The following is a 13,695-nucleotide window of genomic DNA, read 5'->3' on the forward strand; positions in this document are numbered from 1 at the left end:
CCAGCATGGTTTGCAGCTGAACCTGACGGATAGGGTGAGCGATCCGGTGCCCGGCCGACCAAGAGGCCGCGCACCAGCCGGATCGTTGACCGTGCGCCTGGGGGAGGCGCGTCGCGAGGCACCGACGGAGGATTCGAGCAACCGTGGATGCGCAAAGCCGTGGGCGGGCCGACGAGATCGACCCCGCAGACCAATGGGTGATCAACCCGCGCACCGGCCACTACGAACTGCGACTGGCCGACTCCGCTGAGCAGCAGGAGCAGCAACAGCGGCAGCGGCAGCGGCCCTCCGTTTCGGCGCAGCGCAGATCGAGAACCGCTCCGGCCCCCGCACCGGCCGCCCCCTCCCCCGCCGTTCCGGGGCCGCGGCGCGGCGGCGGCCCCCCCGGGCGGCGGACCGGCCGCTCCCGCAAGGGCGGTGGCGGCGGCCGCAAGAAGTCGCTGGTCATCACCGGCGGCGCGCTGGCCTTCCTGCTGGTCGGCGGTTCGGTGGCGGGGTACCTCTACTACCAGCACCTGAACGGCAACCTCACCGTCACGGACACCGCGGGCGCCGGCACCGGCGGCTTCAGGAAGAACGAGGCCATCAACATCCTCGTCATCGGCACCGACAAGCGCAGCGGCGCCGGTAACGAGGGGTACGGGGACGCGAACAGCGTCGGCCACGCCGACACCACGATCCTGTTCCACGTCGCGAAGGACCGCAGCAACGCGACCGCGCTGTCCATCCCGCGCGACCTGATCACGGACATCCCGGCCTGCCCGACGAAGCAGCCGGACGGGTCGACGAAGGAGATCGGGGCCACCAAGGGCACCCGGTTCAACAACAGCCTCGGGCAGGAGGGGCGCGACGCGGGCTGCACGATGCGTGCGGTCAAGGCCCTGACCGGCATCGAGATCGACAACTTCATGATGGTCGACTTCAACGCGGTGAAGAACCTCAGCACCGCCGTCGGCGGAGTGCCCGTCTGCCTGGAGAAGGCCGTCGACGACAGGGACTCCAAGCTCAAACTGGGCGCGGGAGAACACCGCCTGGCGGGCGAGGAGGCACTGGCGTTCGTACGGACCCGGCACGCCTTCGGCAACGAGAGCGACCTGGACCGCATCAAGACCCAGCAGGCGTTCCTGAGTTCGATGATGCGCGAGATGAAGTCGAAGGAGACGCTGACCAGCCCGAAGAAGTTCTTCTCGCTGGCGGAGGCCGCCACCAAGTCGCTGACCGTCGACCAGGGTCTGGGCTCCATCGACAAACTCACCGACCTCGCGGGCGAATTGAAGGACATAGACCTCAAGAACGTCACCTTCACCACCCTGCCGGTCCTCGACAACCCGGCCGAGAAGGTCAAGGCGACCGTCGTCCTCAACCAGGAACTGGCCGATCCGCTGCTGAAGATGGTCCGGGGGGACGTCTCGCTCACGGAGGTCGAGAAGAAGGAGGCCGCCGCGAAGGAGTCGGCCGACGCCGACGCGAAGGCCAAGCAGGACGGCCTGCTCCAGGGCGGCCGCGCGGCCGCGGGCGACGTACGGGTGGACGTGTACAACGGGGGCGGCCCCAAGGGCTCGGCCTCCACCACCCTGAACTGGCTCCAGAACACCAAGGGCGTGTCCAGGAGCAGCAACCGCGGCAACGCGCCCGCGAAGGTGGGCGCCACCCAGCTGGAGTACGCGCCCAACCAGGCCGACCAGGCCCGGGCGCTCGCGGACCTGCTGGGCCTCCACGCGGCCTCCATGAAGGTGGGCACGGCGGACGCCGCGGCGAAGACCCCGATGAAGCTGACGCTGGGTCCGGACTTCAAGGAGCCGGGCACTCCGCTGGCGGCGCCGGCGCCCCAGCAGCTGCCCGAGAACGTCCAGCGCACCGAGGCGGACAAGGCGGTCTGCGTGAAATGACCGATCACGGCCGGTAGGACCGGCACCACACGAAGCACGAGGGGATCTTGATGGGGGGACGCGTGAGGCACAGCAGCGTGCGGGGGGAGGGGGCGACCACCCGGACCGCCGGAGACACGTCCGGCGCATCCGGCGGCATATCCGGCGGCTCCGCCGGCTCCGGCACGTCCGGCTCAGGCGCGTCCGGCTCCGGCGGCACGCGGCCGACGGGAGGCAGACGGGCGGCGGGCGGCCGGCCGGGACGACGGCGCGTGCTGCGCTGGACGGCCTCGGTGCTGTCCCTGCTCATACTCGGCACGGGGGCGGCCGGTTACCTGTACTACCGCCACCTGAACGGCAGCATCCAGACCGACGCGCTCAACCTCGGCGAGAACAAACTGGGCGGCTCCAAGCCCAACGCCTTCGGCCAGACCCCGCTGAACATCCTGCTCATCGGCTCCGACGCGCGCGACGACGCGGCGAACCAGGCCCTCGGCGGCGCCACCGACACCTTCGACGGCCCGCCCCTCGCGGACGTGCAGATGCTGCTGCACCTCTCCGCCGACCGCAGCAACATGTCCGTGGTGTCGATGCCGCGCGACACGATCCTGATGATGCCCAAGTGCACCGAGCCGGGCGGCAAGGTGCACGAGGCCAGCAAGGGGCTCGTCCAGACCAACGAGTCCCTCAGCCGCGGCGGCCCGGGCTGCACGGTGGCCACCTGGACGGAACTGACCAAGATCCCCGTCGATCACTTCATGATGATCGACTTCAAGGGCGTGGTCTCCATGGCGGACGCCATCGGCGGCGTCCCGGTCTGCGTCGAGCAGAACGTGCACTCCCTGACCCGCGACGGCAAGGGCTCCGGTCTGAAGCTGCCCAAGGGCGAAAGCGTCATCCAGGGCGAGCAGGCCCTCCAGTGGCTGCGCACCCGCTACGGCTTCGAGGACGGCACCGACATCGGCCGCACCCACGCCCAGCACCAGTACATGAACTCGATGGCCCGCGAGTTCCGCAAGAACGCCAAGCTCACCAACCCGGTGAAGCTCAACAGCCTGGCGCAGGCCGCCATCGAGGCCATGGTCGTGGACACCGGCCTGAACAAGATAGACAAGCTGTTCGACCTCAGCATGGAGCTCAAGAAGGTCCCGCCGGGCCGGATCACCATGACCACCATGCCGTGGGTCTACAGCACGCGGTCCGGCATGGACGGGCGGGTCGAGCCCAAGTCGGGCGAGGCCGAGGACCTGTTCCGGATGGTCCGCGAGGACATCGCGCTCGACGGCAAGGGCTCCGGGACGCCCGCGGACCCCGCCGCCTCCCCGTCGGCCGCGACCGGCACCCCGGCGCCGGCGACCCCCTCGGCCCAGCCGACCGCCGCCGAGCCCTCCGCCGAGCCCCCCGCCAAGACCGCCGTCAGCGTCCGCAACGCCTCCGGCGGCAAGGACGGCGCCGAGGCTCCGGCCCGGAACCGGGCGCGCGACGTCACCGCCCTGCTGGGCGGCAAGGGCTACACCAAGGCCGTCGCCGACAACCGGACCGGCACCGAGGACATGACGGTGATCCGCTTCTCCGGCGCGGACCGGGCGGGCAGCGCCGCCGCCCTGGCGACCGCACTCGGGCTGCCGGCGTCCTCGGTGCAGAAGTCCGACGAGGTGTCCGGCATCGTCCTGTTCGTCGGCAAGGACTGGCGGACCGGCGACGCGCCGACCCCGCCGCCGCCCGCCCCGACCAAGGCGCCGGACTCCGCCCGCCCGCTCAACGGCGACAACGACCGGGCGTGCATGCCGGTCCAGCCCGGCTTCACCTGGTAGCGGCGTACGGACGGAGGGGCCCGGCGGCTGTGTGGTCACAGCCGCCGGGCCCCTCCCGTCGTGCGGGCCCGCGTACGGGTCAGACCTGCGAGGCGTCGCGCCGGACCACCGGGCGGCGGGTCGCGATCAGCCGCTTCGCCAGCGCGCGCGGGCTGGTCAGGAAGCCGAAGCCCCAGCACAGGTGCATGGTGGCGAGGGCCACCGGGATCCGCACCCGGGCCTTCAGCGGGAGGCCGCGGCCCGCCGGGACCGCGCCGACGACGATGCCCGCGAGGTAGCCGGCCGGGACGGCGAAGCCCCAGGGGGTGACGGCCGCGCCGACGACCACGCCCGCCGCGAGGGCGCACACCAGCGTCGGCGGGGCGAGATAGCGCGGGTTGATGGAGCCCGAGTGGTAGCGGGCCACCACGTGGCGCCAGCGCCCGTAGTCCTTGTACTGCTTGGCCAGGGCCCGTACGGAACGCCGCGGCCGGTACTGGACCTTCAGCTCCGGCGAGAACCAGATCAGACCGCCGGCCCCGCGGATGCGGAAGTTCAACTCCCAGTCCTGGGCGCGGATGAACTCCTCGTTGTATCCGCCCTGCTGCTCCAGCGCCTCGCGGCGGAAGACGCCGAGGTAGACCGTCTCGGCGGGTCCGGCCCGGCCGCCGGTGTGGAAGGGCGCGTTGCCGACGCCGATCCGGGAGGTCATCGCCGCGGCGACGGCCTCCTCCCAGGCGTTCTGGCCCTCGGCGTGCATGATGCCGCCGACGTTCTGCGCGCCCGTCTCCTCCAGGAGGCGGACGGCGGTGGCGATGTAGTTCGGGGAGAGCATGCCGTGGCCGTCGACGCGCACCACGATGGGATGACGCGAGGCCCTGATGGCGGCGTTGAGGGCCGCCGGGGTCCGGCCGGTGGGGTTCGGGACGGTGTGGACGCGCGGGTCCTCGGCGACGAGTGCGGCGGCGATCTCGTCGGTGCGGTCCGTGGACGGCCCGAGGGCGATCACCACCTCCATCTCGCCCGCGTACTCCTGTTCCAGGATGTGGCGGACGGAATCGCGGAGGTAGTGCTCCTCGTCGAGCACCGGCATGATCACCGAGACTGCGGGCTGCTGGGCGGGCATGTCGTCCTTCAAGGTCGGGTATCGGTGTCACGTTACCGCGTACGGGGGAACCGGGTGCGCGCCGAATGAGCGGTACGGACAGAAGCTGATCGTATGGGCCTACTGTTCAGCCGAATCAGACGGAACGACCGACCGTCCCCCTGCTGTCCCCGCGGAGGTGTCCACCGTGCCCCAGCCGCACCGCCCCACCCGTCCCGCCAGGCCGCCCGAGCCGCAGCGCGCGCGGCGCGGACCCGGCGGCGGCCCGGCCCGGCACCGCGGTGACCGGCCCCGGTGGGGGGTGCGGCTCGCGGCCGGCCTGTCGGTGGTGGTGCTGGGCTCGGGGGCCGTCGGGCACGCCGTGATGACCGGCCTGGACACCGGGATCGAGCGGGTGGACCCCTTCAAGGACATGAAGAACCGCCCCCAGGCCGGGCACGGCATGAACTTCCTGCTGGTCGGCACCGACGGCCGGGAGAAGATCACCCCGGACGAGAAGCGCGAGTACCGCCTCGGCGGCGCGCCCTGCCACTGCACCGACACGATCATGCTGGTGCACCTGTCGGCCGACCGGGAACGCGCGAGCGTCATCAGCCTGCCCCGCGACAGCTACGCCGAGGTGCCCGCGCACCAGGACCTGGTCACCGGCAAGGCGCACAAGCCGCACCCGGTGAAGCTGAACGCGGCGTACGCGGAGGGCGGGCCGAACCTGACCGTGCGGACCGTGGAGAACATGACCCGGGTCAAGATCGACCACTACCTGGAGGTCGACTTCACCAGCTTCATGAGGACGGTCGACGCGATGGGCGGCGTGGAGATCTGCACCGCCAAGACCATGCGCGACACCTACACCGGCCTGGACCTGCTGCCCGGCACCCACCGGCTCACCGGCGGCCAGGCCCTGCAGTACGTGCGCTCGCGCCACATCGACGGGGCCTCCGACCTCGGCCGGATGCAGCGCCAGCAGCGGTTCATCGCCGCCCTGATCAAGCAGGCGACCGGCGGCGGGGTGCTGCTGAACCCGGTCAAGTTCAAGCAGGTCAGCTCCACCCTGCTCGGCTCGGTCCGGGCCGACGCCGGTTTCGGTTCGGAGCAGATGCTCGCGCTCGGGCAGGCCATGCGGGACTTCACCCCGTCCTCGTCGGAGTTCGCCTCGGTGCCGATCGGCAGCCCCTCGTACCGGGTCAAGGGCATCGGCTCCACCGTGAAGTGGGATGAGGCGAAGGCGGCCAAGCTGTTCGCGGCGGTACGGGAGGACCGGCCGCTGGCCCCCGCCCGGCCCGGCCCGGCCCGGGGCCGGCCGGCGTCCGTGCCGGTGGACGTGCCGCCGCAGCAGATCCGGGTACAGGTGGAGAACGGGACGCGGATCGACGGCCTGGGCGGGCGGGTGGACGCGGCCCTGCGCGCCACCGGCTTCGACACCACCCGGGCCCCGGGCAACGGCGCCAGCCGCGAGGTCAAGCGCACGGTGATCACGTACGACCCGCGCTGGGACCGCTCCGCCCGTACGGTGTCCACGGCCCTGCCGGGCAGCGAGCTGCGGGCCGTACCGGGGCAGGGGCGGACCGTGGTGGTGATCGCGGGCGCGGACTACCGCAAGGTGGTTCCGGTCCGCGCGGAGGACCCCTACCAGGGCGGGGCGTCCGGGGCGGTCTCCGGCGACCAGGTGGTCTGCGGGACGTAACGGGGGTGGTCCCGGGTGGCGGGGGCCGTCGGCCGTCGGTCGGCGGCCGTCAGTCGTCGAAGCCCTGCGCCGCCCGCTCCTCGCGCAGCGCCATGATCGCCTGGCGGCGGGCGAGCCGGTGGGTGCGGCGGATCTGGGCCTCCTGGTAGCGGCGCTCGTCGCGCTCGGTCTCCGGGAGCACGGGCGGCACCGTACGGGGCTTGCCCTCGGCGTCGACCGCCGCGAAGACGAGGTAGGCGCTGCCGACCTGGGTGGCGGGGGTGGACTCGTTCCACCGCTCCGCCAGGACCCGTACGCCGATCTCCATCGAGGAGCGGCCGGTCCAGTTGCACTGGGCCTTCACGTGGACGAGGTCGCCGACGCGGACGGGGGCCAGGAAGGCCATCTCGTCCATGGACGCGGTGACCGCGGGGCCGCCGGAGTGGCGGCCGGCCACGGCTCCGGCCGCGTCGTCCACCAGCTTCATGATCACGCCGCCGTGCACGGTGCCGAGGAGGTTGGTGTCGTTCGCGGTCATGATGTGGCTGAGGGTGGTCCGGGAGGCCGAGGTCGCCTTCCCCGGCAGCTCGACCGGTATGTCTGTCATACGCACACCTTAGTTGGGTACCGGAGGCATCAGCTCTGCAACAGCACCGGTACGGAACGCCACCCGGGCTGTCGGACGACACGCCCGGGCGTGCATCCTAGGGCGCATGAATGACTGGCCAGCAGGGCGCAACGGCGACCACGACGAGCGCGACCGCCCTGACGACGGGTACGGACGCGGCAGCGCGCAGGCGCGGCCCGAGGGCGCGCAGCGGATGCGGCACGTCCAGCGGCAGCAGCCCCCGCGCCCGGCGGTCCCGCCGCCCGGCCGGCGGCCCGGAACTCCGGCGCCCCCCGCACCGGGAGTGCCCCCGCAGCACGCACAGGGCCACGACACCTACGGCGGCTTCGACAGCGGCTACAACACCGGCCAGGTCTACGGCTCGCCGGCCGGCCCCGCGGGGCCCGGCGGGCCGACGCAGCCGCCGTCGGGGCCCGGCCGCCCGGGGCGGGCCCCCGGCCCGGCTCCGGACTGGCGCAGGCGGATCAAGGTCGGCTCGATCGTGCTGGTCTCCGCGCTGCTGGTGACGACGGTCGCCACCTACTTCTGGGCCGACTCCAAGGTGCGCCGGGAGGTGGACCTCTCCAAGGTGATCGAGCGCCCGAAGGAGGGCGACTGCACGACGTACCTCATCGTGGGCTCCGACAGCCGCGAGGGCATGTCCGCCGAGGAGAAGAAGAAGCTCCACACGGGCTCGGCCGAGGGCAAGCGGACCGACTCGATGATGATCCTGGCGAAGTGCTCCAGCGGGAACACGATGATCTCGCTGCCGCGCGACTCGGACGTGGAGATCCCCTCGTTCGTGGGCTCCCAGTCGGGCAAGAAGTTCGCCGGTCAGGGACGGCGGGTCAAGCTGAACGCGGCGTACGCGGAGGACGGCCCGGAGCTGCTCGTACGGACGGTGGAGCACAACACGGGCCTGCGCATCGACCACTACGCGGAGATCGGCTTCGCCGGCTTCGCGAACATCGTGGACGCGCTGGGCGGGGTGGAGCTCGACATCGAGAAGGCCTTCAAGGACGAGAAGTCGGGCGCCGACTTCCAGGCCGGCAAGCAGACGCTGAACGGCGAGCAGTCGCTGGCGTTCGTACGGACCCGGTACGCCTTCGCCGAGTCGGACCTCCAGCGGACGAAGAACCAGCAGAAGTTCCTGTCGGCGCTCGCGAGCCAGGCGGCGACGCCGGGGACGGTCCTCAACCCGTTCTCGCTCTACCCGATGCTGGGGGCGGGCCTGGACACCCTGATCGTGGACAAGGACATGGGCCTGTGGGACATGGGCCAGATGTTCTTCGCGATGAAGGGCGTCAACGGCGGTGACGGCGTCTCGATGAACATGCCGATCTCCGGACAGCGCGGCGGGAACCTCGTCTGGGACAAGGCGAAGGTGCAGCAGCTGGTCAAGCAGATCCAGAACGACGAGAAGGTGACCGTCCGCGGCCAGTGAGGCGGCGCTCGCCCGGCCGGGTGACGGCGGGAGGGGGCGGCGGGGAGACCCCGCCGCCCCCTCCCGTACGCCGGGGGCCGGTCCGGATTCCGGGGTCGGTCAGGAGTCGGAGGAGAAGCGGATCGCGGCGGCGGGCAGTTCGGCGCCGCACCAGACGCGGACGCCCGCGCGCAGCTCGTTGTCGGCGCCGACGACCGCCCCGTCGCCGATGACCGCGTTGTCGAGCACGCTGCGGGGGCCGACCGAGGCCCCGGCGCCGATCAGGCTGGCGTTGACCTGCGCGTCGGGGCCGATGACGGCCCCGGCCAGCACGATGGAGCCCTCGACGACCGCCCCGGCCTCGATGCGGGCTCCGGCGCCCACGACGGTGCCTCCCGACAGCTTCGCGCCGGCGGCGACCTCTGCGCCGGGCAGCACCAGGGACTCGCCGCGGCGCCCGGGGACGGCCGGGGAGGAGACCACGCCGCGGACCAGGTCGGCGGAAGCCTGGACGATGGCCTCCGGCTTGCCGAGGTCCATCCAGTACGTGTTCTCGGTGACTCCGTGGAGGTTGGCCCCGGAGGCGAGGAGACCGGGGAAGGTCTCGCGCTCGACGGAGACGGGCCGGCCGGCCGGGATGGAGTCGATGACGCTGCGGCGGAAGACGTAGCAGCCGGCGTTGATCTGGTCGGTGATGATCTCTTCCGGGGTCTGCGGCTTCTCGGTGAAGGCCAGCACCCGCCCGTCGGAGTCGGTGGGGACCAGGCCGAAGGCGCGCGGGTCCTCGACCTGCACGAGGTGCAGGGAGACGTCCGCGTCGGCCGCCTCGTGCGCGGAGACGAGCCCGGCGATGTCCAGGCCGGTGAGGATGTCGCCGTTGAAGACGAGGACGGAGGAGTCCGGGCCGCCGGTCAGGCGCTGCGCGGCGTTGCGGATGGCCCCGCCGGTGCCCAGGGGCTCGTCCTCGACCACGTACTCCAGGGTGATGCCGAACTCCGAGCCGTCGCCGAAGTACGGCTCGAAGACCTCGGCGAGGTAGCAGGTGGCCATCACGATGTGCGTGACGCCCGCCGCGGTGGCCCTGGCTATCTGGTGGGCGAGGAACGGGACGCCGGCCGTGGGGACCATCGGCTTGGGCGTGTTCACGGTCACGGGACGCAGGCGCGTTCCTTGGCCTCCGACCAGCAGGATCGCTTCCGTCATTGCGTTCTCCCCAACCGATTCCTGCGTGCGAAGGTCCAAATTTAGCCCATGCGGGGGTCATGCCAAGGCCGGAGGCGGTTCCGTCCGTCCGCGCGCGCACCCGTACCGCGGAAGCGCCCGCTGTGTCCCGTAATGCCCGCACTGCCTCGCTCGGCAGGGCCGGTCCGCCGGGGTCCGGGTGCCGCCGCCCGGCGGGCAGTCCGATGGCCCCCGGTGGCTCGCGCCGGGGGCCATCGGGCGGAAGCGCTACGGCAGGTTGCGGGCCATCACGATCCGCTGGACCTGGTTCGTTCCCTCGTAGATCTGCGTGATCTTCGCATCGCGCATCATGCGCTCCACCGGGTAGTCACGGGTGTACCCGTAGCCGCCGAGGAGCTGGACCGCGTCCGTCGTGACCTCCATGGCCACGTCGGAGGCGAAGCACTTGGCCGCGGCGCCGAAGAAGGTCAGGTCCTCGTGGGGACCGCCGCAGGAGACGCGCTCCGAGCGGGCGGCCGCCGAGTAGGTCAGCTGGCGGGCGGCCTCGATCTTCATGGCCATGTCCGCGAGCATGAACTGCACGCCCTGGAAGTCGCCGATCGGCTTGCCGAACTGCTTGCGCTCCTGGACGTAGCCCTTGGCATAGTCCAGTGCGCCCTGGGCGATGCCGAGCGCCTGGGCGGCGATGGTGATGCGGGTGTGGTCCAGGGTCTTCATCGCGGTGGCGAATCCGGTGCCCTCGGCGCCGATCATGCGGTCGGCCGGGATGCGGACGTTGTCGAGGTAGACCTCGCGCGTCGGGGAGCCCTTGATGCCGAGCTTCTTCTCCGGGGCGCCGAAGGACACGCCTTCGTCGCCCTTCTCCACGACGAAGGCGCTGATGCCCTTGGAGCGCTTCTCGGGGTCGGTCACGGCCATGACCGTGTAGTACTCGGAGACGCCCGCGTTGGTGATCCAGCGCTTGACCCCGTTGAGCACCCAGAAGTCCCCGTCGCGCACGGCGCGGGTCTTCATGCCGGCGGCGTCGGAGCCGGCGTCCGGCTCGGAGAGGGCGTACGAGAACATCGCGTCGCCCTTGGCCAGCGGGCCGAGGTACTTGGCCTTGAGCTCCTCGGAGCCGGAGAGGATCACCGGGAGCGAGCCGAGCTTGTTCACGGCCGGGATCAGGGAGGAGGACGCGCAGACGCGGGCCACCTCCTCGATCACGATCACGGTGGCGAGGGCGTCGGCGCCCGCGCCGCCGTAGGACTCGGGCACGTGGACGGCGTGCAGGTCGCTGGCGACCAGGGCGTCGAGGGCCTCCTGCGGGAAGCGGGACTCCTCGTCGACCGCGGCGGCGAACGGCAGGATCTTCGCCTCGGCGAGCGAGCGGACCGACTCGCGGAGCATGTCGTGCTCCTCGGCCGGGCGGTACAGGTCGAAGTCGGCAGAACCCGCCAAGACTCTCACTCCCCAAAGGTGATGCGTGATGCTAACTACCGTTAAGTAACCCCAAGCTTAGTGTCCGGCGTCCGGATGGCGATATGGACCGCCCACGTGAGTTGCGTGACAGCTGGGGCCGTCTGGGGAACGTCCCCCCCGCCAGGCCCGACTATGCTCGTGGCCGCAAACGGCCCCGCACCTCTGGAGCACCCATGGCCCCCCTCAGGATCACTGTGATCGGCACCGGCTACCTCGGCGCCACGCACGCCGCGGCGATGGCCGAGCTGGGGTTCGAGGTGCTGGGGCTGGACGTGGTTCCGGAGAAGATCGCGATGCTGGCGGCGGGCCGGGTGCCCATGTACGAGCCCGGGCTGGAGGAGCTCCTCGCGGCGCACGTGGCCGGACTGCCGGGCTCCACGGGGCGGCTGCGGTTCACCACCTCCTGGGAGGAGGTCGGCGCGTTCGGCGACGTCCACTTCGTCTGCGTGAACACGCCGCAGAAGCACGGCGAGTACGCCTGCGACATGTCGTACGTGGACGCGGCGATGGCCTCGCTCGCCCCGCACCTGACGCGCCCGGTGCTGGTGGTCGGCAAGTCCACGGTGCCGGTGGGCTCGGCGGAGCGCCTCGCGGCGAAGCTCGCCGAGCTGGCCCCGGCCGGCGCGGACGTGGAGCTGGCGTGGAACCCGGAGTTCCTGCGCGAGGGCTTCGCCGTGCAGGACACCCTGCACCCGGACCGGATCGTGATCGGTGTCCAGGGCGAGCGCGGCGAGAAGGTGCTGCGGGAGGTGTACGAGACGCCGATGTCGGAGGGGACCCCGCTGGTCATCACCGACTTCCCGACCGCCGAACTGGTCAAGACGGCCGCCAACTCCTTCCTCGCGACCAAGATCTCCTTCATCAACGCGATGGCGGAGGTCTGCGAGGCGGCCGGCGGCGACGTGGTGAAGCTGGCGGAGGCCATAGGCCACGACGAGCGGATCGGCAGGAAGTTCCTGCGGGCCGGCATCGGCTTCGGTGGCGGCTGCCTGCCCAAGGACATCCGGGCCTTCATGGCGCGGGCCGGCGAGCTGGGCGCCGACCAGGCGCTGACCTTCCTGCGGGAGGTCGACTCCATCAACATGCGGCGGCGCGGGCACATGGTCGAGCTGGCGCGCGACGCGGTCGGCGGATCGTTCCTCGGCAAGCGGGTCGCCGTGCTCGGCGCCACGTTCAAACCCGACTCGGACGACGTCCGCGACTCACCCGCGCTGAACGTGGCCGGGCAGATCCACCTCCAGGGCGGCCAGGTCACCGTCTACGACCCCAAGGGCATGGACAACGCGCGGCGGGTCTTCCCGACCCTCGCGTACGCCGACTCCGCGCTCGCGGCGGCCCGGGGGGCGGAGGTGGTCCTGCACCTGACCGAGTGGCGCGAGTTCCGCGACCTCGACCCGGCCGAGCTGGCCTCGGTCGTCACCGACCGGCTCGTCCTCGACGGCCGCAACGCGCTGGACCCCGAGCGCTGGCGGGCGGCCGGCTGGACCTACCGCGCGATGGGCCGCCCGCGCGCCTAGCGCCCGCGCGCCCAGCGGCCGCGACACGGCGTCGGCGACACGGCGTCGGCGACACGGCGTCGGCGACACGGCGGCCGCGACGCGGCGCCCTCCGCACGGCGTCCGCGTCCGGTCAGCCGCGGGCGCGGTAGGTGCGCATCTTGGCGCGGCTGCCGCAGGCCGACATGCTGCACCAGCGGCCGCGGCCCGCCGGGCTGCGGTCGTAGTACGCCCACCGGCAGTCGTCCGCCGCGCACGCCTTCAGCCGGGTCCAGGTGCCGTCCGCGGCCGCCCCGGCGACGGCTTCGGCGACCTCCGAGGCCAGGGACGGCTCCCCCGCGGGGACCAGGACGGCGGCGCCTGCCGCGTCGACGCGCACGGTCAGCGGGGCAGCGGCGAGCAGCCGGTTCAGGCGGTCGGCCGCGCCGGCCGGGAACGCGTGGCCCGCGTGCGCGAGCAGGGCTTCGCGGAGGGCTTCGCGGAGTTCCGCCGCGTCCGCGAGGGCCGCGCCGGACAGGCCGAACTCGGCCGCGAGGCGGTCGTCCCCCGTGTCCACGCTCAGCGTGTTGACGAGTCGTTCCACCCGTGCGAGCCCGCCGGGTGCCGGTGCGCGTCCGCTCATGGACACGACGTTACCTCTTGGCTTCCGCAAGAGGTAACGCGTAGAGTCGCGGTTACCTCTTGGAGCCATCTACAGGTAACAGCTAGGAGAGAACCATGGCCGTCGCCACGCTCGGCACCGTCGTCCTCGACTGTCCCGACCCGCCCGCCCTCGCCGCCTTCTACGCCGGCCTGCTGGGCGGCACGCCCAGCACCGGGGACGACACCTGGGTCGATCTGGAGGGGCACGGGGGCACCCCGCTGGCCTTCCAGCTGGCCCCCGGCCACGTCCCGCCGAAGTGGCCGGCGCCGGAGGGCTCGCAGCAGTTCCACCTGGATCTGACCGTGGAGGACCTCGACGCGGCGCAGGAGCGGATCCTCGCCCTGGGGGCCGTGCCCCTGGACGCCGGTGACCCGGCCCGGTCCTGGCGGGTCTACGCCGACCCGGCCGGGCACCCCGTCTGCCTCTGCGCCGGCTAGGGCGACGACCCGTGGGG

11 protein-coding genes are annotated in these 13,695 nt (G+C 72.1%); 6 read left to right on the forward strand and 5 right to left on the reverse strand.

Going from position 1 to position 13,695, the window contains the following annotated elements:
• The first annotated feature begins 143 nt into the window (after positions 1-143).
• Both ABT106_RS09225 and ABT106_RS09230 read left to right on the forward strand, forming a co-directional pair.
• On the forward strand, positions 144-1,889 hold the full coding sequence (locus ABT106_RS09225; RefSeq protein WP_351274585.1) for an LCP family protein: 1,746 nt from the start codon (positions 144-146) through the stop codon (positions 1,887-1,889).
• Between the two features lie 50 nt (positions 1,890-1,939).
• Positions 1,940-3,682, forward strand: a complete 1,743-nt coding sequence (locus tag ABT106_RS09230) for an LCP family protein (RefSeq protein ID WP_351274587.1) — start codon at positions 1,940-1,942, stop codon at positions 3,680-3,682.
• 79 nt (positions 3,683-3,761) lie between these two features.
• Here ABT106_RS09230 and ABT106_RS09235 read toward each other — a convergent pair whose 3' ends face one another.
• Complete coding sequence (locus ABT106_RS09235; protein ID WP_351274589.1) at positions 3,762-4,787, reverse strand: glycosyltransferase family 2 protein; 1,026 nt, start codon at positions 4,785-4,787, stop codon at positions 3,762-3,764.
• Between the two features lie 157 nt (positions 4,788-4,944).
• Here ABT106_RS09235 and ABT106_RS09240 point away from each other — a divergent pair, with 157 nt between their 5' ends.
• Entirely contained in the window at positions 4,945-6,450 is a 1,506-nt protein-coding gene (locus tag ABT106_RS09240; RefSeq protein ID WP_351274591.1) for an LCP family protein, read from the forward strand.
• A gap of 49 nt (positions 6,451-6,499) precedes the next feature.
• Here the strand turns inward: ABT106_RS09240 and ABT106_RS09245 are convergent, their stop codons facing one another.
• Positions 6,500-7,036 carry an acyl-CoA thioesterase gene (locus tag ABT106_RS09245; RefSeq protein ID WP_351274594.1) on the reverse strand — a complete coding sequence of 179 codons (537 nt, stop codon included), beginning with the start codon at positions 7,034-7,036 and terminating at the stop codon, positions 6,500-6,502.
• Positions 7,037-7,142: 106 nt separating this feature from the next.
• Here ABT106_RS09245 and ABT106_RS09250 point away from each other — a divergent pair, with 106 nt between their 5' ends.
• Positions 7,143-8,480 (forward strand): LCP family protein, encoded by a 1,338-nt coding sequence (locus ABT106_RS09250; RefSeq protein ID WP_351274597.1) that lies wholly within the window; start codon positions 7,143-7,145, stop codon positions 8,478-8,480.
• A gap of 99 nt (positions 8,481-8,579) precedes the next feature.
• On the opposite strand, the gene manB is transcribed toward ABT106_RS09250, so the two are convergent.
• The gene (gene manB, locus ABT106_RS09255) at positions 8,580-9,662 is read right to left on the reverse strand and encodes a mannose-1-phosphate guanylyltransferase (RefSeq protein WP_351274600.1); all 1,083 of its coding nucleotides are present in this window, start codon (positions 9,660-9,662) and stop codon (positions 8,580-8,582) included.
• Positions 9,663-9,908: 246 nt separating this feature from the next.
• Entirely contained in the window at positions 9,909-11,081 is a 1,173-nt protein-coding gene (locus tag ABT106_RS09260; RefSeq protein WP_351274603.1) for an acyl-CoA dehydrogenase, read from the reverse strand.
• 194 nt (positions 11,082-11,275) lie between these two features.
• Here ABT106_RS09260 and ABT106_RS09265 point away from each other — a divergent pair, with 194 nt between their 5' ends.
• Entirely contained in the window at positions 11,276-12,619 is a 1,344-nt protein-coding gene (locus ABT106_RS09265) for a UDP-glucose dehydrogenase family protein (RefSeq protein ID WP_351274605.1), read from the forward strand.
• A 112-nt stretch (positions 12,620-12,731) separates the two neighbouring features.
• Here ABT106_RS09265 and ABT106_RS09270 read toward each other — a convergent pair whose 3' ends face one another.
• The gene (locus tag ABT106_RS09270) at positions 12,732-13,220 is read right to left on the reverse strand and encodes a CGNR zinc finger domain-containing protein (RefSeq protein WP_351274608.1); all 489 of its coding nucleotides are present in this window, start codon (positions 13,218-13,220) and stop codon (positions 12,732-12,734) included.
• Positions 13,221-13,315: 95 nt separating this feature from the next.
• Between ABT106_RS09270 and ABT106_RS09275 the strand changes: the two genes are divergently transcribed.
• A complete protein-coding gene (locus ABT106_RS09275) occupies positions 13,316-13,678 on the forward strand; it encodes a VOC family protein (RefSeq protein WP_351274611.1) in 363 nt (120 codons plus the stop codon).
• Positions 13,679-13,695: the final 17 nt, after the last annotated feature.

Source organism: Streptomyces sp. NPDC002044 (assembly GCF_040296725.1).
Classification (GTDB): Bacteria; Actinomycetota; Actinomycetes; order Streptomycetales; family Streptomycetaceae; genus Streptomyces; species Streptomyces antarcticus.